At 46.4% G+C, this 20,416-nt stretch carries 18 protein-coding genes; 2 read left to right on the forward strand and 16 right to left on the reverse strand.

What is annotated here, in order from left to right; translation table 11 throughout:
• Both CFE23_RS03960 and CFE23_RS03965 read left to right on the forward strand, forming a co-directional pair.
• A partial coding sequence (locus CFE23_RS03960) for a urocanate hydratase (RefSeq protein ID WP_291084316.1) occupies nt 1-1,517 on the forward strand: 1,517 nt, incomplete at its 5' end.
• A 188-nt stretch (nt 1,518-1,705) separates the two neighbouring features.
• On the forward strand, nt 1,706-2,236 hold the full coding sequence (locus tag CFE23_RS03965) for a DUF4136 domain-containing protein (protein WP_291084319.1): 531 nt from the start codon (nt 1,706-1,708) through the stop codon (nt 2,234-2,236).
• Between the two features lie 730 nt (nt 2,237-2,966).
• Here CFE23_RS03965 and CFE23_RS03970 read toward each other — a convergent pair.
• The 16 genes from CFE23_RS03970 to CFE23_RS04045 form a co-directional block, all read right to left on the reverse strand.
• Nucleotides 2,967-5,030, reverse strand: coding sequence for an alpha-ketoacid dehydrogenase subunit alpha/beta (locus CFE23_RS03970; RefSeq protein WP_291084322.1), 2,064 nt, complete (start codon nt 5,028-5,030; stop codon nt 2,967-2,969).
• A gap of 109 nt (nt 5,031-5,139) precedes the next feature.
• The gene (locus CFE23_RS03975; protein WP_291084332.1) at nt 5,140-6,216 is read right to left on the reverse strand and encodes a branched-chain amino acid aminotransferase; all 1,077 of its coding nucleotides are present in this window, start codon (nt 6,214-6,216) and stop codon (nt 5,140-5,142) included.
• A gap of 21 nt (nt 6,217-6,237) precedes the next feature.
• The gene (locus CFE23_RS03980) at nt 6,238-7,566 is read right to left on the reverse strand and encodes a dihydrolipoamide acetyltransferase family protein (protein ID WP_291084335.1); all 1,329 of its coding nucleotides are present in this window, start codon (nt 7,564-7,566) and stop codon (nt 6,238-6,240) included.
• A 144-nt stretch (nt 7,567-7,710) separates the two neighbouring features.
• Nucleotides 7,711-8,307 carry a transferase hexapeptide repeat family protein gene (locus CFE23_RS03985; protein ID WP_291084338.1) on the reverse strand — a complete coding sequence of 199 codons (597 nt, stop codon included), beginning with the start codon at nt 8,305-8,307 and terminating at the stop codon, nt 7,711-7,713.
• Between the two features lie 74 nt (nt 8,308-8,381).
• On the reverse strand, nt 8,382-9,137 hold the full coding sequence (locus tag CFE23_RS03990; RefSeq protein WP_291084341.1) for an enoyl-CoA hydratase/isomerase family protein: 756 nt from the start codon (nt 9,135-9,137) through the stop codon (nt 8,382-8,384).
• Nucleotides 9,138-9,260: 123 nt separating this feature from the next.
• A complete protein-coding gene (gene paaZ, locus CFE23_RS03995; RefSeq protein ID WP_291084344.1) occupies nt 9,261-11,759 on the reverse strand; it encodes a phenylacetic acid degradation bifunctional protein PaaZ in 2,499 nt (832 codons plus the stop codon).
• A 38-nt stretch (nt 11,760-11,797) separates the two neighbouring features.
• Nucleotides 11,798-13,000 carry a 3-oxoadipyl-CoA thiolase gene (gene pcaF / locus CFE23_RS04000; protein WP_291084346.1) on the reverse strand — a complete coding sequence of 401 codons (1,203 nt, stop codon included), beginning with the start codon at nt 12,998-13,000 and terminating at the stop codon, nt 11,798-11,800.
• 92 nt (nt 13,001-13,092) lie between these two features.
• Entirely contained in the window at nt 13,093-13,506 is a 414-nt protein-coding gene (locus CFE23_RS04005) for a hotdog fold thioesterase (protein WP_291084349.1), read from the reverse strand.
• Nucleotides 13,507-14,655: a 3-hydroxyacyl-CoA dehydrogenase NAD-binding domain-containing protein gene (locus CFE23_RS04010; RefSeq protein WP_291084352.1), complete on the reverse strand. Its 1,149-nt coding sequence runs from the start codon at nt 14,653-14,655 to the stop codon at nt 13,507-13,509.
• A 60-nt stretch (nt 14,656-14,715) separates the two neighbouring features.
• A complete protein-coding gene (locus tag CFE23_RS04015; RefSeq protein ID WP_291084355.1) occupies nt 14,716-15,495 on the reverse strand; it encodes an enoyl-CoA hydratase-related protein in 780 nt (259 codons plus the stop codon).
• A gap of 67 nt (nt 15,496-15,562) precedes the next feature.
• On the reverse strand, nt 15,563-16,063 hold the full coding sequence (gene paaD / locus CFE23_RS04020; protein ID WP_291084358.1) for a 1,2-phenylacetyl-CoA epoxidase subunit PaaD: 501 nt from the start codon (nt 16,061-16,063) through the stop codon (nt 15,563-15,565).
• A gap of 131 nt (nt 16,064-16,194) precedes the next feature.
• Nucleotides 16,195-16,944, reverse strand: a complete 750-nt coding sequence (paaC, locus tag CFE23_RS04025; RefSeq protein ID WP_291084361.1) for a 1,2-phenylacetyl-CoA epoxidase subunit PaaC — start codon at nt 16,942-16,944, stop codon at nt 16,195-16,197.
• Nucleotides 16,945-17,014: 70 nt separating this feature from the next.
• The gene (paaB, locus tag CFE23_RS04030; protein WP_108369341.1) at nt 17,015-17,296 is read right to left on the reverse strand and encodes a 1,2-phenylacetyl-CoA epoxidase subunit PaaB; all 282 of its coding nucleotides are present in this window, start codon (nt 17,294-17,296) and stop codon (nt 17,015-17,017) included.
• Nucleotides 17,297-17,365: 69 nt separating this feature from the next.
• A complete protein-coding gene (gene paaA / locus CFE23_RS04035) occupies nt 17,366-18,310 on the reverse strand; it encodes a 1,2-phenylacetyl-CoA epoxidase subunit PaaA (RefSeq protein ID WP_291084364.1) in 945 nt (314 codons plus the stop codon).
• A 109-nt stretch (nt 18,311-18,419) separates the two neighbouring features.
• Nucleotides 18,420-19,493, reverse strand: coding sequence for a 1,2-phenylacetyl-CoA epoxidase subunit PaaE (gene paaE / locus CFE23_RS04040; RefSeq protein WP_291084367.1), 1,074 nt, complete (start codon nt 19,491-19,493; stop codon nt 18,420-18,422).
• Between the two features lie 80 nt (nt 19,494-19,573).
• Nucleotides 19,574-20,143: a TetR/AcrR family transcriptional regulator gene (locus CFE23_RS04045; RefSeq protein ID WP_291084370.1), complete on the reverse strand. Its 570-nt coding sequence runs from the start codon at nt 20,141-20,143 to the stop codon at nt 19,574-19,576.
• Nucleotides 20,144-20,416: the final 273 nt, after the last annotated feature.

The raw sequence follows: 20,416 nt of genomic DNA on the forward strand, positions 1-20,416 counted from the left end.
ACCCGATGGGCCTGTTCCCATCGCACAGGGAAGCACCAAGGGTTGTTGTTACCAATGGCATGATGATCCCGAACTACTCCAAGCCTGACGATTGGGAAAAATTCAATGCGCTCGGCGTCACCCAATATGGCCAGATGACCGCAGGCAGTTACATGTACATCGGTCCACAGGGCATCGTTCATGGCACCACAATTACCGTTTTAAACGCCGGGAGGAAAATTGCCAAAGCAGGCGAGAGCCTTGCCGGAAAATTATTTGTTACTTCAGGACTGGGAGGTATGAGTGGCGCACAGCCGAAAGCCGGAAATATTGCCGGTTGCATTACAGTATGTGCAGAAGTCAACCCGAAAGCGGTCGAAACAAGACACTCTCAAGGCTGGGTAGATGAAGTCGTCACCGATTTGAATGAACTGGTGACCCGCGTCAACGCGGCGAGATCAGCAAAAGAAGTGGTCTCAATTGCATTTTTAGGCAATATTGTCGATGTATGGGAAAAATTTGATGCTGAAAATCTTCATATTGATTTGGGAAGCGACCAGACGTCGCTGCACAACCCATGGGCGGGCGGCTATTATCCAGCCGGCCTTGATTTTGAAGAGGCTAAAAAGATGATGGCCGAAAATCCCGACCTATTCAAGGAAAAAGTTCAGGAATCATTACGCAGGCACGCAGCGGCGGTTAATAAACACACTCAAAAAGGTACTTACTTTTTTGACTACGGAAATGCCTTCCTGCTGGAAAGTTCCCGAGCCGGCGCCGACGTTTTTGCTAAAAACCATATCGATTTCAAATACCCAAGTTATGTGCAGGACATTTTAGGACCGATGTGTTTCGATTATGGATTTGGCCCATTCCGATGGGTTTGTGCTTCTGGAAATCCCGAAGACCTACAAAAAACCGATGCCATTGCCTGCGCAGTGCTGGAGGAGATGGCAAAGACAGCACCATCTGAAATACAACAGCAAATGCAGGATAACATCCAGTGGATTAAGGGTGCGCAACAGAATAAACTTGTCGTGGGTTCACAGGCGCGTATCCTGTATGCCGATGCGGAAGGACGTATCCGAATTGCGGAAGCGTTTAATCAGGCCATAAAGCGTGGAGACATCGGGTATGTGATACTGGGCAGAGACCACCACGACGTTTCAGGTACAGATTCACCCTATCGCGAAACTTCAAATATTTATGACGGTTCCCGCTTCACCGCCGATATGGCGATTCAAAATGTCATTGGCGACAGTTTTCGCGGTGCCACGTGGGTATCCATCCATAATGGGGGCGGTGTCGGTTGGGGCGAAGTCATAAACGGTGGCTTTGGCATGGTTCTTGACGGTTCGGCAGACGCGTCACGGAGATTAGAATGCATGCTGTTCTGGGATGTCAACAATGGCATTGCAAGGCGCAACTGGGCCAGAAATGACGAGGCGATTTTTGCGATAAAACGGGCGATGGAAACGCAACCTTTATTACGGGTAACCATCCCTAACAAAGTGGACGACACAATCCTTGATTTCTGATAAATGAAGGCCAATAGCATTACTTTGTTAGTCCTTGGAACCGGGTTGCTTCCCATAGCGCTTTACGTAGAAAACCTTTACGTTCGGTTTAGCCTGGTATTTGCGTCTATATTCATTAATGTATATGCGATTGTGAGAAGTTTTAGGGAAAGAAAAGACAACAAATAAATAACTTAATATTGGACGCTATGAAAATGAACAGAATGATTCCATTATTTTTAATTGTAATCCTAAGTGCCTGCTCTTCCGTGAGAGTGGCAAGCGATTACGACAAGTCTGTAGATTACACCTCCTTCAAAACCTATGCTTTCTTAAAAAACGGCATAGATAAAGTTGAGATTTCGGATTTAGATAAAAAAAGGATTTTACATGCGATCGAAGACCAAATGACTGCTAAAGGTTTATCCAAAAGCGAGACACCCGATTTGATGGTCAATATTTTCACAAAAGCGAGGCAGGAAGTGAATGTAAACCAATTCTACTCAGGCTGGGGTTATGGTTGGGGATTCGGCTGGAACCCATGGGGATTCAACAATACCTATGTCACCACAAACACCGAGGGCACGCTATTCATTGACCTGATTGATGCCAAAAAGAAAGAACTCGTGTGGCAGGGAGAAGGCAGTGGTTACCTCACGAAGGACCCTAAGAAAAAAGACGAACGCGTTAGCGAATTCGTTTCCAAAATCCTCTCTCAATTTCCGCCCTCCAAGAAATAAATATTGCATTTATATTGACCGTAAGCAGAAGAAAACCCGCCGATAAAGATTTAGCGGGTTTTTTGTTTGGACTTCTTCAGTATAATATGCAATCGTTGCTTCATTATACTAGTTCTTTCCATTTGGCAATATCACATCTTTTTAAATTTCCTCCATTGCGCGTCGCAACTTAAAAGCAATGCCGATTCCATTAAAGCCAGTGCATCGTCACAATAAGTTATATACTCGCTCGCTTTCGACAAATGAGGAAACAAAAATTAACAAAACTTACGCAAATCCCGTACATAAAAAACACCGCCTTTTTGTAGGGATGCATCTTCCCCTTCCCTGAAGGTAAGATATAGTTTTCCCGGAACATGTCTTTACGGAAAAATCGGAATTTTTCTTAATTTACGATCGGAAGCAATTGTGATATGTAATTTGTGGAGGCAATTGTAGCCCGGATTGTAATGGAAAGCTTTTTGAAAAGACGCCGCATTTTGCGGTTTTCAAAAAGCAACCAGCGGAAGCCCTTTTGAAAGCCTGCAAAAAAGAGGGGATTTGAAAAAACCCGCAGTGAAAAGCCGACCCGAGCTCCAAAAAAGAGCGAACGGGCGATGCAATTGGCTACCAATAATTCCGATCGCTACAGCCCTTGTGATTTTAAAGTTTCATTTTTTGTTGTTCCACATTCAATGTTCAACATTTAAAACAATGTTCCATGTTGACTAACGAATATGCATGTTGAAGTTTAATACGACAACAACTCCTCCATCTTAACCTTCACCTTCTCCATGGACGGAATCATTGTTTGCTCCAAAGTCATGTTCAGCGGAATTGCAGGCATATTTTCAGAACCAATAACCATCACCGGCGCATCAAGGTATTTAAAACATTTCTCCTGAATCAGGCCAGAAAGACTCCTTGCGAACGAATTGTTCACCGGCTCTTCCGTTACCACAAGGCATTTTTTACTTTTCCGAACTGACTTTAAGATGGCCTCTTCGTCCAATGGATATAACGTCCGTAAGTCGATAATTTCGACCTTATCTTTCATGTCTTTCGATGCGTTTAATGCCCAATGCACACCCATACCATAGGTAATTACCGTCATCGTCTCTTCGGCATCCTGCGCCCAGATCTCCTGGATGACATTCGCTTTGCCAAACGGCATTATATAATCTTCCGATGGCTCATTCACACGCGCCTCTTCAGTGCCTTTCACCTTAGACCAATACAACCCTTTATGTTCCAGGATTACAACCGGATTCGGGTCATGATAAGCCGCTTTCATCAATCCCTTTAAATCAGCGCCGTTGCTTGGATAAGCAATCTTGATGCCCCGTATATTCGTCAAAACACTTTCCACCGATGACGAATGATAAGGCCCGCCGCTGCCATAAGCCCCAATCGGCACACGCAAGATCATCGATACCGGCCATTTGCCATTGGTTAGATAACACGAACGGCTGACTTCAGTAAACAACTGGTTCAATCCCGGCCAGATATAATCGGCGAACTGTACCTCTACGATAGGCTTCAAACCGACTGCCGACATACCCACCGTGGAACCCACGATGAAGGCTTCCTGGATGGGCGTATTAAATACACGGTCGTCACCAAATTTCTGCGCCAATGTCGCCGCTTCCCGGAATACACCACCGAGCCTTCCACCAACATCCTGCCCATATAACAAACATTCCTTATGTTCTTTCATCAATTCCTCGACGGCAAACAAGGCACAATCCACCATGACAACTTTATCTTCCCTGTCCGGACTTCTTTCTCCCTTCTCTTCAGTTACCGGTGTTGGGGCGAAATCATGCGTAAACAAATCTTCGGGTTTCGGATCCTCGGCCTGTAAAGCTTTATCATAATCGGCCTGTACTTTCGATACAGCCGTGCGGTTTATCTTTTCTATTTCCGATGAAGAAAATCCGGCATCTGACAGTTGTTGTTTCAACACCGGAAACGGATCCCTTGACTTCGCCTCTTCCAAATCATCGCGGTACCATTCCATTCGTACACCCGAAGTATGGTGGTTTAACAACGGTACTTTCGCATGCACCAAAAACGGCCTGCGTTCTTCACGCATCGTTTTCAACACTTTCTGTATCGTCAGGTAACTCTCCGTAAAATCCGCTCCATCAATTGTAATGGCCTCAATACCGTGAAATCCCTTCGCATATTCAAACGCATTTTGTGCTCGGGTTTCCTTGGCATTCGCCGAAATATCCCAACCGTTATCCTGTACTAGATACAATATCGGCAATTGTTTCAACGCTGCCATCTGGAACGCCTCTGCAACTTCACCTTCCGTTACTGAAGCGTCGCCTAACGAGCAAACGACAATCGGCAGTTCCTTAACATCGTCCTGAATCCCCATATTTTCTTTATACCAAAATCCCATAGCTGCGCCCGTTGCAGGAATGGCCTGCATCCCAGTCGCTGACGATTGGTGCGGAATTTTCGGTTTATCGGCAGCCCTTAAACTCGGATGGCAATAATACGTCCTTCCGCCCGAAAACGGATCGTCTTTTTTCGCCATCAACTGCAGCATTAAATCATAAGGCTGCATTCCAATACCCAACAACATCGCGTCATCCCGGTAATACGGAAAGGCATAATCCTGCGGCAATAACTGCATCGCTACTGCAATCTGAATGGCTTCGTGGCCACGGGATGTGGCATGTACGTATTTCGAAACCGTCTTGAAATTCTCCTCATACAGTTCCGTCATCGCTTTCGCCGTTGCCATCGTAGCAAACGCCTTTTCTAAAATAATCTTACTTAAAGTGCTTTCCGCAATCTCCATTTTTATTTTTTTTATGTGGGCAGCATTTCCCGCTTTCGCCTTTATCTTTTTTGCTTTGTCACCCCGAGCGCAGTCGAGGCGATCCCGCAAGCAAAAAAGGATACCGGCTCTATCGGGGCTGCGGTATTCCCAGTTCCACCGGAACAATCCAGCCAAATTTATCTTCCACTTCCTGCAACTTAATTTGATTCAGTGTTTCTTTCACATCCTCCGACACCGGATTTCCGGCAGGAAAGGTAATCCTCATATCCTGATACCCTATTTCCTCTACCATCGCAATACCAACTGCAGTTCCAGCCCCGAACGCTTCTTCCAGGCTTCCCTGCTCCGAAGCTTCAATAATCTCGTGCATCGCAATCGGTCGCTCCGTCACTTCGTATCCTTTATCGCGCAATAAATCAATTACACTCATCCTGGTAATTCCTGCCAAAACGGAACCGCCAAGATTCGGCGTAATCCATTTACCAGCGATTTTAAAGAAGATGTTCATCGTCCCGACTTCCTGTATGTATTCAAAATCCCTTGCGTCCAACCACAACACCTGGTCGTAACCTTTGGCCTTTGCCAACTCCGTCGGGCGGATGGCAGCCGCGTAATTTCCCGCAGCTTTGGCTTCTCCTGTTCCGCCATTCGCAGCACGGATAAATTTGGTTTCCGCCCACAACTTAATCGGTTTACTGAAAAATGGTCCGGCGGGCGACGCAAAAATGATGAATTTGTATTTCGTCGCGGCACGCATCCCAATAAACGCTTCATCGGCATACATAAAAGGGCGTAAATACAATGCGCTTCCTTCACTCGTCGGAATCCAATGATGCTCAATCGCTAAAAATCGTTTCAGTCCTTCCACGAACAAATCTTCTGGAAATAATGGCATTCCCATACGGTCCGCGCTGAAATTCAGTCGTTTTGCATTTTCGTCCGGACGGAAAAGTAACGGCGAGCCATCTTTTCCTAAAGTCGCTTTCATGCCTTCAAAAATCGCCTGCCCGTAGTGCAAAGCCATTGCTGCGGGATGTGTCGGAATCTCATGCAACGGTTCGATGCGCGGGTTTTGCCATTTGCCGTCTTCATAATCACAGATAAACATGTGGTCCGTAAAGGCATGCCCCATGACAATATTGTTAATATCGACTTCATGCAATTTTGAAGCGGTCGCTCTGGTCTCTTTGATGGTGTAAGACATAGTGTTTATATTTTATGCAAATCAGATTGCGGTATTGATATCAAATTGTTCTAAATAATCGCCTACTTTACGCAGGAACGATCCTCCTAAAAATCCGTCGACCACGCGATGGTCAAATGAAAGTGATAAATACATCATGCTGCGTATCGCAATTTCATCACCTCTTTCAGTTGTGATCACTTCCGGGCGTTTCTTGATAATCCCCAACGCTAAAATCGCAACTTCAGGTTGGTTGATAATCGGGGTACCCATTAAACTTCCAAACGTCCCCACGTTTGAAATCGTAAACGTACTGCCCTGTACTTCATCGGGTTTTAATTTATTGTTACGCGAACTTTCTGCCAGATGATTTACAGTGGCTGCCAATTCCGGTAACGCTTTTTCATTGGCGTTCCTCACCACCGGAACAATTAAGTTCCCATTAGGAAGTGCGGTTGCCATCCCGATGTTGATGTCCTTGTGCACGATGATATTCTTACCATCCACAGATACGTTAATCATCGGAAAATCGACAATGGCTTTGGCGACAGCATCCACGAAAATCGGTGTGAACGTGAGTTTTTGGTTGTGCTTTTCAGCAAAAACATCTTTATTTTTATTCCGCCATTCGACCAGATTCGTCACATCCACTTCAATATAAGAGGTCACGTGCGGCGAGGTCTGTTTCGAATAGACCATGTGGTCCGCAATCATCTTGCGCATGCGGTCCATTTCAACAATGCGGTCTTTTCCTTCCGTAAAATTAATAACCGGTTTCGGATAAGTAGATTTTAGCCCCTCGACTGCGCTCGGGGTGACAGTGGCAGCGATACTTTTTAACGGATATTTTCGATTTTTCAGATAATTGAAAACATCACTTTTTTGAATCCTTCCGTCAGCTCCTGAACCGGGAATGCGTTGCACTTCCTCCAATGACAGGTTTTCCTTTTGTGCAATGCTGATGATTAATGGTGAAAGGAATGCCTCCGGATTTGACTTTGGGCGTTGGTAGTTGGCGTGCTCCAATTTCGTTGCTGGTTGTTCAACATTCACAACTACTTTCTCTCCCTGAGCGTTCCGCCCTGTACCATGCTCTGTCTTTCCAATGGTTATTTTCTTTCCCGGCGTCTTTCCGTCCGTTTCGATAAGTGCTAATACCTCACCGACTTTCACCACGTCATTTTTCCCGAAACGGATTTCAGTAATGACACCGGTTACCGGCGACGGCACTTCGCTGTCTACTTTGTCAGTCGCAACTTCGAGTAACGTTTCTTCAGCCTCCACGCTGTCCCCGGCATTTTTCAGCCAGTTGATGAGGGTTGCTTCCGAAATACTTTCGCCCATTTTGGGCATTTTAAATTCTACAATCATAGTCGAAAGTTGAAAGTGCAAAGTGGAAAGATCTGGCATTGCGGCTAATCTTTGCCTTTGACTTCTCTGATTTATATTTTATTTGAAAGTGGAACGCCAGTTACCGAAAGCCTTTTGACTTTCGACTTTTGACTTTCGACTTAATTATTTCTTCCTGAACTCTTCTAACGTCATGTAATTCGTTTCCTGAATCGGTCTGTCTTTTGGGATTTCCCGTAATGGTTCAACCACTTTCAGTGTTTCATACAGGTCCTTTGGCAACTGTTGGTACAACTGTGTTCCTTTGGTCTTCCAGGCAATCATATCATCGCTGATGTCCTTGACAATCACCGCCGGATTTCCAACCACCATTTTGCGGTTCGGAATTTTCATTTCAGCCTTGATAAAAGTCAACGCCCCGACGATGCATTCGTCACCCAATTCGGCGTCATCCATAATCACCGCGTTCATCCCAACCAAACTGTTGGCTCCGATGTTGGCGCCGTGAATAATTGCGCCATGACCAATGTGTGCTCCTTTTTTCAACGTGATATTCTTTCCCGGAAACATGTGGATCGTACAATTTTCCTGCACGTTACAACCGTCTTCAATGATAATTCCACCCCAGTCACCCCGAATGGCGGCGCCAGGTCCCACATACACATCCTTACCGATAATCACGTTGCCGGTAACTGCAGCCTGCGGATGGATAAAGCTGCTTTCGTGGATGACGGGAATAAACCCTTTGAATTCGTATACCATGGTTATTCTAAAGTCTAAAGTCTAAAGAGTGCTGCTTTGGCTTTCCTCTTTTGACTTTAGACGTTCAACTATATTTATTTAAATTTCTCCAATGTTTTCTTCGTAAAATCACTCAACACCAAACGTCCGCTGATGGCGGCGCGCTCGGCTAAAAGGTTGTCCCAATCGTCAGTGCCTTTCCAGAATATTTTCTTCATTTCGGTCATGGCCTCGGGATTGTAGGTGCATAAGTGTTTTGCAAACGCGTCTACAGCTGCGTCCATTTCGTCTATACTTTCAAAAACCTGTGCAAAAAGCCCTTTGCTCCTCGCCCATTCCGCTTCATAAAATGTATTGGCATCGATAGCGATTTGTGACATCGCTGAAACGCCCATCTTTCTTTCAATTGCGGGTGAAACCACAAATGGGCCAATCCCAACGTTGAGTTCGCTCAGCTTTATCGCTGCAAATTTCGTTGCAAAGCAATAATCGGTGGAAGCTGCAATCCCCACGCCGCCGCCGACCGTCTTTCCCTGAATGCGTCCAATGATGAATTTAGGGCATTTGCGCATCGCGTTGATGACATTCGCAAAACCGGAGAAAAATACTTTTCCGGTCGCAGCGTCATTGATGTTGATCAATTCCTTGAAGCTGGCTCCGGCACAAAACGTGCGGTCGCCGCCGCTTTTGAGGATGATGACTTTGACATTGTCGTCGTTTCCTGTTTTTGTAATCGTTTCCGCCAATTGCGCGAGAATATTTCCCGGCAATGAATTCTGCTCCGGATGGAAGAATTCGATTGTCGCAATGTTGTTTTCTATGTTTGATTTTACGTATGCTTCTGTTGACATGTCGTCGATATTTAATTTATACTTGAAACCCTAGCCCCGATAGAGCCGGTATCCTTTTCAGGAATCCCCGCAGCGAAGCGAAGGAATTTACTGAAAAGATAAAGGCGAAAGCGGGAATAGCTCCTAATCCAAAATCCCAAATTGCTTAAAATGGTGGTTAAAGTGTTTCGTAGCCAACAAATCCCACTCAAATTTATCCATCATGCCAAACACCACATTCTTGGTGCGGGCTTCCGGATTTTCCTTAAAATACTGTTCATAAGCGTCCATCGCTTCCAGCAATTTCAACTTGGCAGTCGCCAGATCTGCATGTACCAAGTCCTCATTGCCTTCCGTTTTCATTAACGGATGCTTGTGGCCCAGCGGCATCGGGCGGTGGTTGAAAATCGTCTCGCGGTATTTGTCCAGATGTTCTGCCGGTGTCGCGATCTCGAAATCACCTTTTTGATTTGCGGCAAAACGGTATTGGTGCTCCATGTGCTCGACCATGTGCTGCGGTGTCATCGTACCCCAATTGGCTTTGTGGTTTACGGTAAGCTTCGTCAGGTATTCGTCAATATTACTTCTGTTGATCTCTTGAAATGGCGATTTTTTCTGTACCATCGTCAGGATGGTGGCAATCGCGGTGAGTTCGTCATTTTGGTCGAAGACTTCCACGAACCATTTTACGATTCCGCTTGGCAATTCCTCACCGCGGCTGTCGCGTTCCACTTTCTGTTTGCACGTCAAACGCACATACATCGTATCGTTGTGGTAAATCGGACGTAGGAAACGGCATTCTTCCAGTCCGTAATTCGCAGCCACCGGACCTTTATTGGGCCATACAAATAGGCCAGCAGCGGCGGCTAAAATGAAATAACCGTGCGCGGTGCGTTTTTCGAAAATACTTCCTTTCAGGGAGGTGATATCGGTATGGGCATAGAAATGATCCCAGGTTAAATTGGCAAAATTGATGATGTCGGTGTCGGTGACGGTACGTTTGTGTGTTTTTAACGACATGCCCGGCTCGATATCATCCCAATAATATTTAAACGGATGTTCCGGTGCTTCCTTGTACGCCGAATTCGGTTGGTAAATGCCGGTAATTTCCGTTAAAGTCGTTGGCGATCCCTGGATGGCGCAACGCTGCATATAATGTTTCACACCGCGCACGCCTCCCATTTCCTCACCGCCTCCGGCACGTCCCGGACCACCGTGCACCAACTGAGGTAATGGCGAACCATGGCCGGTGCTTTGCTTCGCGTTTTCGCGGTTCAGCACGAGGATTCGTCCGTGGTGTGATGCCGCGTTGACAACGTAATCTTTAGCTATTGTATCTGAATTGGTAACAATCGAAGACACTAACGAACCTTTGCCAAGTTTCGCCAATTCTACCGCTTCTTCGATGTTTTTATAAGGCATTAGTGTGGCAACGGGCCCGAAAGCTTCGGTTTCGTGAACCAGGGTATTTTTAAACGGATGGTCTTCGCGCAACAACATCGGGCTAATGAACGCGCCTTTTGAAGCGTCGGCACCTACTGTTGAAATTTTATCGTAATCGCCATACACAATCGAGGCCGTTTTAGCGATTTCTTTCGTCCTTAACCTGACTTCATTGACCTGCTCCTGACTTACCAGCGATCCCATACGGACTTCCTTCAGCCTTGGATCACCGATTGTGACTTTATCCAACGCTTTGCCAAGTGCGATCTGGACATCTTCGATGAGTTTTTCCGGAACGATGATACGGCGGATCGCGGTACATTTCTGCCCACATTTCACGGTCATTTCAGAACGCACTGCATTGACGAACAAATCAAACTCGGGTGTTCCCGGAATAGCATCTTCACCTAAAACGGAGCAGTTCAGCGAATCGGCTTCCATATTAAATGGCACGGATTCATTGATCAGCCTGGCGTTTGATTTTAGTTTACGGCCGGTATCGGCAGATCCGGTAAAAGTGACTACATCCTGCGATTCCACAAAGTCAAGAATGTTGTGTGCGCTTCCGCAGATGAGTTGCAGTGCGCCTTCAGGCAAAATTCCTGAGGCGATGATTTCTTTTACAACCGCTTCAGTCAGGTACGACGTTGAAGTGGCCGGTTTGACAACTGCGGGCATTCCTGCCATCCAGTTTACCGCACATTTTTCAAGCATGCCCCAGATTGGGAAGTTGAATGCGTTGATGTGTATGGCAACGCCGGGTTTAGGAACCAGGATGTGGTGTGCCATAAAACGTCCGCCACGGGATAAATCAATCGCGTCGCCTTCGACATCATAAGGCTGGTTTGGAAATAATTTTCGCAATGACGCATTGGCAAACAAATTGCCAAAACCACCTTCAATATCAATCCAGCTGTCTACACGCGTAGCCCCCGTCTTGTAACTGAGTTCGTAAAAGATTTCCTTTTTCTTTGTGAGGTATAAAGCCAGTTTCTTGAGCATATTGCCGCGCTCCTGGAACGTCATTTTGCGTAGTTTTGCACCTCCGGTGGTTCTTCCGTAATGGAGGATTTCGCCGAAATTCAGTCCTTCTGCGGAGGCGTTTACGATAACGTCTCCTGTCACCGAATCAAATAATGGGACCCCTTCGCCAAGGCCTTCCATCCAATGGCCGTTGACATAATTCTGTAATTTGCTCATACCTATAAATTTAACCGCAACATTTTCTGTTACTGGGTTTATGCTCTTTCTATAATCATCGCGTAGCCCTGCCCCACGCCAATACACATCGTGACCAATGCGTATTTCTTGCCTGTCAGGCTCAGCTCCAATGCGGCCGAATACGCAATCCGCGCACCGGTAACGCCAAGCGGATGTCCGATGGCTATCGCTCCGCCATTTGGATTGATCCTTGGGTCGTCATCTTTTAATCCCAATGCGCGGATGCACGCAATACTTTGTGCTGCAAACGCCTCATTGAGTTCTATCATATCGATTTGGTCTAACGTTAAGTTTGCTTTTGCCAACGCCTTTTTCGTCGCTTCAACCGGGCCGATACCCATAATTCTTGGCTCGACGCCAACCACCGCTGAACTTACTATTCGCGCCAATGGTTTTAAATTATATTTTTTTACCGCTTCCGCAGAAGCTATTAAGACTGCCGCCGCCCCATCGTTTAATCCTGAGGCATTTCCCGCAGTCACCGTACCTTCTTTTCGGAACGCGCCACGCAATTTGGCAAGTCCTTCCATGGAGGAATTCGGTTTGATGAATTCGTCCTTATCAAATACGATTGGATTGCCTTTGCGCTGTGGAATTTCAACCGCTACAATTTCTTTTCCGAGACGTCCCGATTGTTGTGCTTTCGCCGCTTTCATTTGGCTGTGCAGCGCGAATTGGTCCTGGTCTTCTCTTGAAATCTGGTATTGGTCAACGAGGTTTTCAGCAGTTTCGCCCATCGCGTCCACGCCATACATCGCCTGCATTTTTGGGTTGATGAAACGCCAGCCGAAGCTCGAGTCGTACATTTTAGAATCCGTTCCATAAGCAGCTGATGGCTTGGACACCACGAGCGGTCCGCGCGTCATATTTTCGACACCGCCCGCAATAAACAAATCGCCATCGCCCGCTTTAATCGCGCGGTTCGCATGGATTACCGCGGATAGCCCTGAACTGCAAAGTCGGTTCACGGTTTCGCCCGGAACGGTTTGCGGTAAACCCGCCAATAGTAATGACATACGTGCTACGTTTCGATTATCCTCACCGGCTTGGTTTGCGCAGCCCATGATCACGTCGTCGTAATCGCTTTGCGGAATTTCGGGATGTTTTTCAGCCAAAGTCTTTATGACCAAAGCGCCAAGGTCGTCAGCGCGCACTGCGGCTAAAGTTCCCTGGTAATTCCCGATCGGCGTCCGTACGCCGTCTATGATGTATGCTTCCATTATTTTAAATAATAATCAATAATTAATAAGGAATAGTGGCGTGAGCAGTAAATTTGACTTCAGCCGTTCTATACATTGTTAATTGTTAATTGTTAACTATTAATTGTCCATTGCCTATCGCTTCGGAACACCGTTCCCTTAAACAATGCGACGGTAATATTTCCTTTTTTTATCTCGACGGTATAAAAACCGAATTTATTCTTTAATGCATTTTCTTTGGCCACTGCCGAAATTAGATCGCCTTCCTTCAGCGATTCGATGTGGTTGATCGACGTGTCAATGCTCAACGCCTGTCGTCCATGCGAATTTGACGCAAAGGCCAAAGCGCTGTCTGCAATCGCATACGTAATCGCACCGTGCGCGATCCCGAAGCCATTCAGCATGTCTTTCCTGATGGTCATGGACAAAGTACATTCGCCTTTAGCAACGTGTTCAACGGCAATCCCCAGCCATTGGCTGAAGGCATCGTTGTCAAACATTTTATGTACGATTTCGTTCGGTGCCATTTAAAAAAACATTTTATTTTCCTGATTCATTTTCCTCAGCAACGGACTGCAGCGGTAACGGTCTTCCTGGTACTCATGGTATAAATTATCCATCGCCGCCACGCACCAGCCGATTTCCATTTCATCCGCCCAGGCGAGTAGTCCTTTTGGATAATTGACGCCTTTGGTCATGGCGTTGTCAATGTCTTTTGCGGAAGCGATATTTAAAAATAAGGCTTCGGCGGCATCATTGATCAGCATAGCCAAAATGCGCTCGAATATGTACTTGCCTAAAGCCGCATCTTCTTTGGGTTTTGGCATTTCTTCATTGTAATTATAAAATCCGCGGCCCGTTTTCCTGCCTAAGAATCCGGCTTCCGTTAAACGCTTTTGTGTAAAAGAGGGCTTGTATCTTGGGTCAAAATAAAATGCCGTAAAAACGGTTTCGGTTACGACATAATTTACATCATGCCCGATGAAATCCATCAGTTCAAAAGGCCCCATACGGAAACCACCGAAGGTTTTCATGGCCCAGTCTATCGTGGCAAAATCGGCTTTTCCTTCTTCGTAAATGCGTAACGCTTCGCCATAAAATGGACGGGCCACGCGGTTTACAATAAATCCGGGTGTGTCTTTGGCTACGGCAACGATTTTATTCCAACCGGAAATAATTTCTACTGTTTCATCCAATACTTCCATGCCTGTCTGTACCGCCGGAATTACCTCAACCAACTGCATTAATGGCGCAGGATTGAAGAAATGGACTCCGATGACACGCTCCGATTTTTTACAGGAAGCGGCAATGGATGCAATAGATAATGACGAGGTATTTGAGGCTAAAATTGTATTTTCAGAGACAACTAATTCAAGTTCGCTAAATAATTTGCGCTTGATGTCCAGATTTTCGATGATGGCTTCGATAACCAAATCGGAATCAGATAAATCTTCGATGGCATTGGCATAAGTAATATTTCCATGAATCCTCGCTTTTTCTTCGGCGTTGATTTTGCCTTTTTCCAGAAGCGTCGCCATCGTTTTTTCAAGAGCGGCCCTGCTTTTTGCAATCGCTTCCAGATTCGTATCGTAAATTTTTACAGAACAGCCGGCCGTAGCCGCAACTTGTGCGATGCCACTTCCCATGGTTCCGGAACCGATTACTGCTACTTTCATTTTTGGGTGTTGGTTTTTAGGTTTCGGGTTTTGGGCCGAAACCTGAAATTCAATTTTGTTTTAATTTCCTTTAAATTCGGGTATGCGTTTCTCTACGAAAGCGGTTACGCCTTCATTGTAATCATTGGTGGAACTGGCTTCGATCTGCAACTTAGATTCGAGGGCGAGTTGTTGTTCCAGATTGTTGGTCATGGATTCATTGAGTAATCTTTTGGTCAGGCCCAACGCTTTTGTGGGCATGGTTGCCAGTGTTGTCGCGAGCTTCAAAACTTCTGCTTCAAATGTTTCTGGTGTGAACACTTTGTAGATCATGCCCATTTGCAGCGCTTCCGCAGACGATACTTTGTCACCTAACATCATCAGCGCCATGGCTTTTTGGAAGCCGATTAATCTTGGCAAAAAGAACGTTCCTGCGCTGTCCGGTACGAGACCTATTTTACTGAATGCCTGGATGAAGGCTGCATTTTCGGAAGCGACAACAATGTCACAGGCCAATGCGATATTGGCGCCTGCGCCTGCAGCGACGCCATTTACAGCCCCTACGACCGGTTTTTCAATCGTCCTTATTTTTTGAATAATCGGGTTATAATGCTCTTCGAGGATTTTACGGAAACCCGGCATTAATTCCGGTGTGGTCACTTCTTTTAAGTCCTGTCCGGCACAGAATGCCTTTCCGGCTCCGGTGATTACAATTGCACGAACGTTGTCGTCTTTGGCGCATTGGTCTAAAGTGTCCTGCATCAAAAGCGCCATTTCCCGATTGAAGCTGTTAAATACTTCCGGGCGGTTTAACGTGATAAAACCGATGTTATTTTCAATCTTTAGAAGGATGCTACTCATTATTAATTTATTTTGCTGCGCTCCATACAATTCGGCCGCGCCTCGGGTGTTCATTATCAATTATTAATTACTTAAGGCATTTAAAATAATCAAATGGTTCCTGACAGTCCTGGCATTGGAAAAATGCCTTGCATGCTGTGGAGCCAAACTGGCTGATCATTTTTGTATTTTGTGAGCCACATTGCGGGCATTTTACTATCTTCTTGTTTCCGAGTAAAGCTTCGACATCGGCTTCCGGTTCGAGCGGGGCCGCGATGCCGTAATCATCGAGGGCTTTTCTGCCTTTCGGTGTGATCCAGTCGGAGGTCCAGGCTGGTGACAGCACCAATTTTACTTTGGCCTCGATACCTTTCTCCATCAGCGCTTTTTTGATATCGTCTCCAATCACATCCATCGCGGGGCAGCCGCTGTACGTGGGTGTAATTTGTATTTCTGCAATGCCATCATTCATTTCGGCAGACCGCACGACACCCATGTCCATAATTGACAACACCGGAATCTCAGGATCGGAGACCGAAGCGAGGATTTCGGCAAGTTTTGGGTCGATATGTTGTTGCGTTTCTGTCATTTCATTTTAGTTGGAGGCCCTAGCCCTGATGGAAGCGGCATCCTTTTAGCGGTTCTCGATACGTGCTTTACAAGCACACTCGAACTGACGCTAAAAGATACAGCGGACAGCAGGTTCCCGGCTTCTAAAAATTACCAATTCATATTTGGAAACGTGCGCTGCATGTATTGTAAATCGGCCAAAAGGTACCCCATGTGTTCACTATGGATGCCCTGTTTGCCGCCTTTCTGGAAATATTTCATGTCCGGTACCTGCAATGTCGCTTCTTCGAGCACCGCCGCTACGTGAGCATGGAATTCCGGTTTCAGCAGGGTGACATCTACCCCGATTCCTTCGCTCACCATCGCTTTATCGGCATCCGTCTGGTAAAATAATTCGTCGGTAAACGTCCACAAATCGTTGATGGCGTTTTGTATCCGTTGGTGGCTTTCTTCGGTGCCGTCGCCCAGCCTTTTGATCCAATCCGAGGAAAAACGCTGGTGGTAACTGACTTCCTTGATGCTTTTTTTGGCTATGGCGGCGAGTGTCTCGTCCTGGCTGTATTGCAATTGCTGCAACAGCAACAGGTGGAACGCATCGAATAAAAACTGCCTGCCGATGGAATAGGCGAAATCGGTATTGGGCTGTTCCACCAAAAGCACGTTTTTGTATTCGCGTTCGCTGCGCAGGAAGGCGAGCGTATCTTCAGTCGCATCTCCGCCGATGATGTCTGCAGCATATTGATAGTAGCTGCGCGTCTGGCCAAGCAGGTCGAGCGTGATATTGGTCATCGCGATATCCACTTCGAGGTTTGGGCCATGGCCACAAAGTTCCCCGAGGCGTTGGCCAAGGATTAGCGCGTTGTCTGCGATGCCGTAGATGTATTGGACGAGGTTGTTCATCAATATTGGTATTGGGTGTTGGGTGTTGGGTGTTGGTATTAAAACCCAACACCTAAAACCCAGAACCTGTTTACATGTGTTTTAACTCCTCCGGCAATTCGTAAAATGTCGGATGGCGGTAAGCCTTGTCTTTTGCCGGTTCAAAAAATTCGCCGTTGTTTTCAGGGTTTGATGCCGTAATTTCGCTTGACGGCACCACCCAGATGCTGACGCCTTCCATTCTCCTGGTGTAGACATCGCGGGCATTCTCAAGCGCCATTGTTGCGTCGCTCGCGTGAAGGCTTCCGCAGTGGCGGTGTTCGAGTCCGTTTTTAGAGCGGACAAATACTTCCCAAAGTGGCCAGTTTTTCATATTGTTGGGTGTTGGGTACTGGGTGTTGGGTGTTGGTACTAAAACCCAACACCTAAAACCCAATACCTGTTAAACTGCTGTTTCTAATTTCAATTCCTGTTTCTCTGCGTAAGCCATAGCCGCATCGCGTACCCATTCGCCTTTGCTCCAGGCGTTGCGGCGGGCGTCCATACGGACTTTGTTGCATGGGCCATGTCCTTTGACGACCTGCCAGAATTCATCCCAATCCATTTCGCCGAAATCATAGCGTTTGGTTTCTTCGTTCCATTTCAGGTCCGGATCCGGAATTGTCAATCCGATGAGTTCTGCCTGCGGTACCGTCTGGTCTACAAACTGCTGGCGCAATTCGTCGTTGGTTTTGCGTTTGAGTTTCCATTTCATGGATTGTTCGGTGTGCACGGATTCTGCATCTGTTGGCCCAAGCATCATCAGCGATGGCCACCACCAGCGGTTTAAGGCGTCCTGTGCCATGGCTTTTTGTTCCGGTGTTCCATTGGCTAATGTCATCATGATTTCAAAACCCTGCCTCTGGTGGAAACTTTCTTCCTTGCAAACACGCACCATCGCACGGGCGTACGGGCCGTAAGAGGTAGCCGTTAATGGCACCTGGTTAATGATGGCGGCACCGTCAACGAGCCAGCCGATGGCGCCCATATCTGCCCAGGTCACGGTTGGATAGTTGAAGATGCTGGAGTACTTCGCTTCGCCGGAATGTAACTGGTCGTATAATTCCTCACGGGAGACACCGAGCGTTTCGCAGGCACTGTAGAGATACAAACCGTGGCCGGCTTCATCCTGTACTTTGGCGAGCAAAGCGACTTTCCTTCTTAATGAAGGGGCACGTGTGATCCAGTTTCCTTCCGGTAGCATCCCGACGATTTCGGAATGGGCGTGTTGGGAAATCTGGCGGATGTGTGTCTTACGATACTTTTCCGGCATCCAATCTTTTGGTTCAATCTTTTGATCGTTTGCGATCTTTCTTTCGAATTCCGCTTCCAGTTCCTGTTCTGACATAACTTTTTTAATTAATAATTAATAACTAACAATTAACAATGCTTCATAAATGGGTCGTTAGCTTTCAGGCATCCCAATTATTAATTATTCATTGTAATTATTCATTAACCTAAGCGCCGAAGTCCACGACCACTTTTTCTGAAGTCGGAACAGCCTGGCAGCTCAATATATAATGTTTCGCCACCTCGTTTTCGTCGAGGGCGTAATTCACTTTCATTTCTACCGATCCTTCGATGACTTTGCAACGGCAGGTACTGCATACACCGCCTTTACACGCGAACGGCAAATCGGCTCCTGCGGCGAGGGCTCCATCGAGGATGTTGTCGTAATCGTCATCCATGATGAAATGGAATTCCTTTCCGCCGTCGATGATGGTAACCTCTGTGCCTTCTACTTTCTTTTCGAGGATTTTGTTGACGCGTTGTTTGTCTTCCTCAGATGTACCCGTATTGAACAGTTCAAAGTGAATTCTTTCTTTTGACAATCCTGCCGCCATCAGTTCATCACGGATCAGGAAAATCATTTGTTCAGGGCCGCAGATAAAACACTCGTCTACTGACGGCACATGGATGATTTTATCGGTGAGTGCCTGTAATTTTTCCTTTGTAAAACGCCCGTTCAGCAATTCGAAATTGCGGTGTTCCTTCGTTAAAAAGTGAAAAATCTCCAGCCTTCCGAAATAGCGGTTCTTGAGTTGTTCAATTTCTTCCTTAAAGATAATTGATTTGACACTTCGATTCAGGTAAAACAGCTGAAACCTGCTTTTCGGTTCCAGCGCCAGGTGGGTTTTCATGATGGAAAGAATGGGCGTAATGCCGCTTCCTGCTGCAAAAACGATGTAGTTTTTGGCTTTTTCTAATTCGATCGGTGTATTGAATACACCATTGGGCGCCATAATTTCGAGCACGTCGCCTTTTTTAAGCGTCTCATTGACATACGACGAAAACAAGCCACCGTTGATTCGCTTGACGGCCACTTTCCATTTGTCCTCTACCGGGCTGGAACACAAAGAATACGAACGCCGTACATCCTGTCCTTCTATTGTTGCTTTCAGCGTGAGGTGCTGTCCTTGTGAATATTTAAAATCCTGACGGAGTTCTTCGGGAATGTCGAAAGATACTACGGAACAATCTTTGGTTTCCTTGTAAACATCCTGGACCCTGATATTATGAAACTTTGCCATGCGGTACTCAAACGTTTTAGTCGCAACTAACACTTGTTAGTTTACAATGCAAATTTAATGATTATTTCTTAATATGAAAGTTAAATTACACCATGCAACAGAATATCCTTCAAATTCTCTTTCAGGATGTTAGCCGAGAAATCTTTCTTCTTCCCGTACCACAAATACAGTGTACGGATGGTCGAAAGGATTGTAAAAATGATAACTTCGGCATTGCGGTTTTTAATTTCTCCCGCGGCGATGCCTTTTTTAACGATGCTTCGGAAAATATCTTCGTATTCTTCCCGCATGTGAAGAAAGTACTTGAGTTCTTCCTCAGGCAGGTGCATCCAGTCGTTGTTCAGCGAAGCCAATGCATCAGGATTGCGGACGGTGATATCGATGTGGAGCTGGATGACTTTTCCGAGTTTTTCGATTGCGGAGTCTTCTGAAGCAGCGATGGTACGGATGGTGTTCGTATACTCCTCTGCGATGGCGATGACGATCAGCGCGAGGATTTCCTGTTTGGACTTGATGTGGTTGTAGAGGCTTGCGGCCTTGATGTCCAAAGCCTGGGCGATGTCACGCATTGTAACGGCGCTGTAGCCTTTTACCTTAAAAAGCGAGGCTGCAATGTTGACAATGTCGGATTTTCGGTCGGTGGGTTTCATTAAATCAAATGTAAGGTTTTAGTTCGAAAGTTGAAATGATCGGAAGATCGGAAGTCACTTACGCACTTTATGGCCCCGGAACGGTAAACTTATACGGGGACCGCGCGAGGGATGGAAGCGGCATCCTTTTTTATTTTGGAAGAAGCCCTTCGACTGTGCTCAGGTTGACAAAATAAAAAAGATAAAGCGCACAGCCCGGCCCGAAGGGCGCGCCAAAAGAAAGATTCCGTTCGCAGTGTCACCAATAAAAAAAGCCACCCGAAGGTGGCTTTT

The organism is Flavobacterium sp. BFFFF1, from assembly GCF_002256285.1.
Lineage (GTDB): Bacteria > Bacteroidota > Bacteroidia > Flavobacteriales > Flavobacteriaceae > Flavobacterium.

What these genes read in the sequence shown, in the direction of transcription:
- CFE23_RS03970 (WP_291084322.1), bottom strand. Translation starts at nt 5,030, where the DNA reads ATGGAGATTGCGGAAAGCACTTTAAGTAAGATTATTTTAGAAAAGGCG.
- CFE23_RS04045 (WP_291084370.1), bottom strand. Translation starts at nt 20,143, where the DNA reads ATGAAACCCACCGACCGAAAATCCGACATTGTCAACATTGCAGCCTCG.
- paaB (WP_108369341.1), bottom strand. Translation starts at nt 17,296, where the DNA reads ATGAAAAACTGGCCACTTTGGGAAGTATTTGTCCGCTCTAAAAACGGA.
- CFE23_RS04015 (WP_291084355.1), bottom strand. Translation starts at nt 15,495, where the DNA reads ATGAGTAGCATCCTTCTAAAGATTGAAAATAACATCGGTTTTATCACG.
- paaC (WP_291084361.1), bottom strand. Translation starts at nt 16,944, where the DNA reads ATGAACAACCTCGTCCAATACATCTACGGCATCGCAGACAACGCGCTA.
- CFE23_RS03980 (WP_291084335.1), bottom strand. Translation starts at nt 7,566, where the DNA reads ATGATTGTAGAATTTAAAATGCCCAAAATGGGCGAAAGTATTTCGGAA.
- CFE23_RS03990 (WP_291084341.1), bottom strand. Translation starts at nt 9,137, where the DNA reads ATGTCAACAGAAGCATACGTAAAATCAAACATAGAAAACAACATTGCG.
- paaA (WP_291084364.1), bottom strand. Translation starts at nt 18,310, where the DNA reads ATGTCAGAACAGGAACTGGAAGCGGAATTCGAAAGAAAGATCGCAAAC.
- CFE23_RS03985 (WP_291084338.1), bottom strand. Translation starts at nt 8,307, where the DNA reads ATGGTATACGAATTCAAAGGGTTTATTCCCGTCATCCACGAAAGCAGC.
- paaD (WP_291084358.1), bottom strand. Translation starts at nt 16,063, where the DNA reads ATGACAGAAACGCAACAACATATCGACCCAAAACTTGCCGAAATCCTC.
- paaZ (WP_291084344.1), bottom strand. Translation starts at nt 11,759, where the DNA reads ATGAGCAAATTACAGAATTATGTCAACGGCCATTGGATGGAAGGCCTT.
- pcaF (WP_291084346.1), bottom strand. Translation starts at nt 13,000, where the DNA reads ATGGAAGCATACATCATAGACGGCGTACGGACGCCGATCGGGAATTAC.
- CFE23_RS03975 (WP_291084332.1), bottom strand. Translation starts at nt 6,216, where the DNA reads ATGTCTTACACCATCAAAGAGACCAGAGCGACCGCTTCAAAATTGCAT.
- CFE23_RS03965 (WP_291084319.1), top strand. Translation starts at nt 1,706, where the DNA reads ATGAAAATGAACAGAATGATTCCATTATTTTTAATTGTAATCCTAAGT.
- CFE23_RS04005 (WP_291084349.1), bottom strand. Translation starts at nt 13,506, where the DNA reads ATGGCACCGAACGAAATCGTACATAAAATGTTTGACAACGATGCCTTC.
- paaE (WP_291084367.1), bottom strand. Translation starts at nt 19,493, where the DNA reads ATGGCAAAGTTTCATAATATCAGGGTCCAGGATGTTTACAAGGAAACC.
- CFE23_RS04010 (WP_291084352.1), bottom strand. Translation starts at nt 14,655, where the DNA reads ATGAAAGTAGCAGTAATCGGTTCCGGAACCATGGGAAGTGGCATCGCA.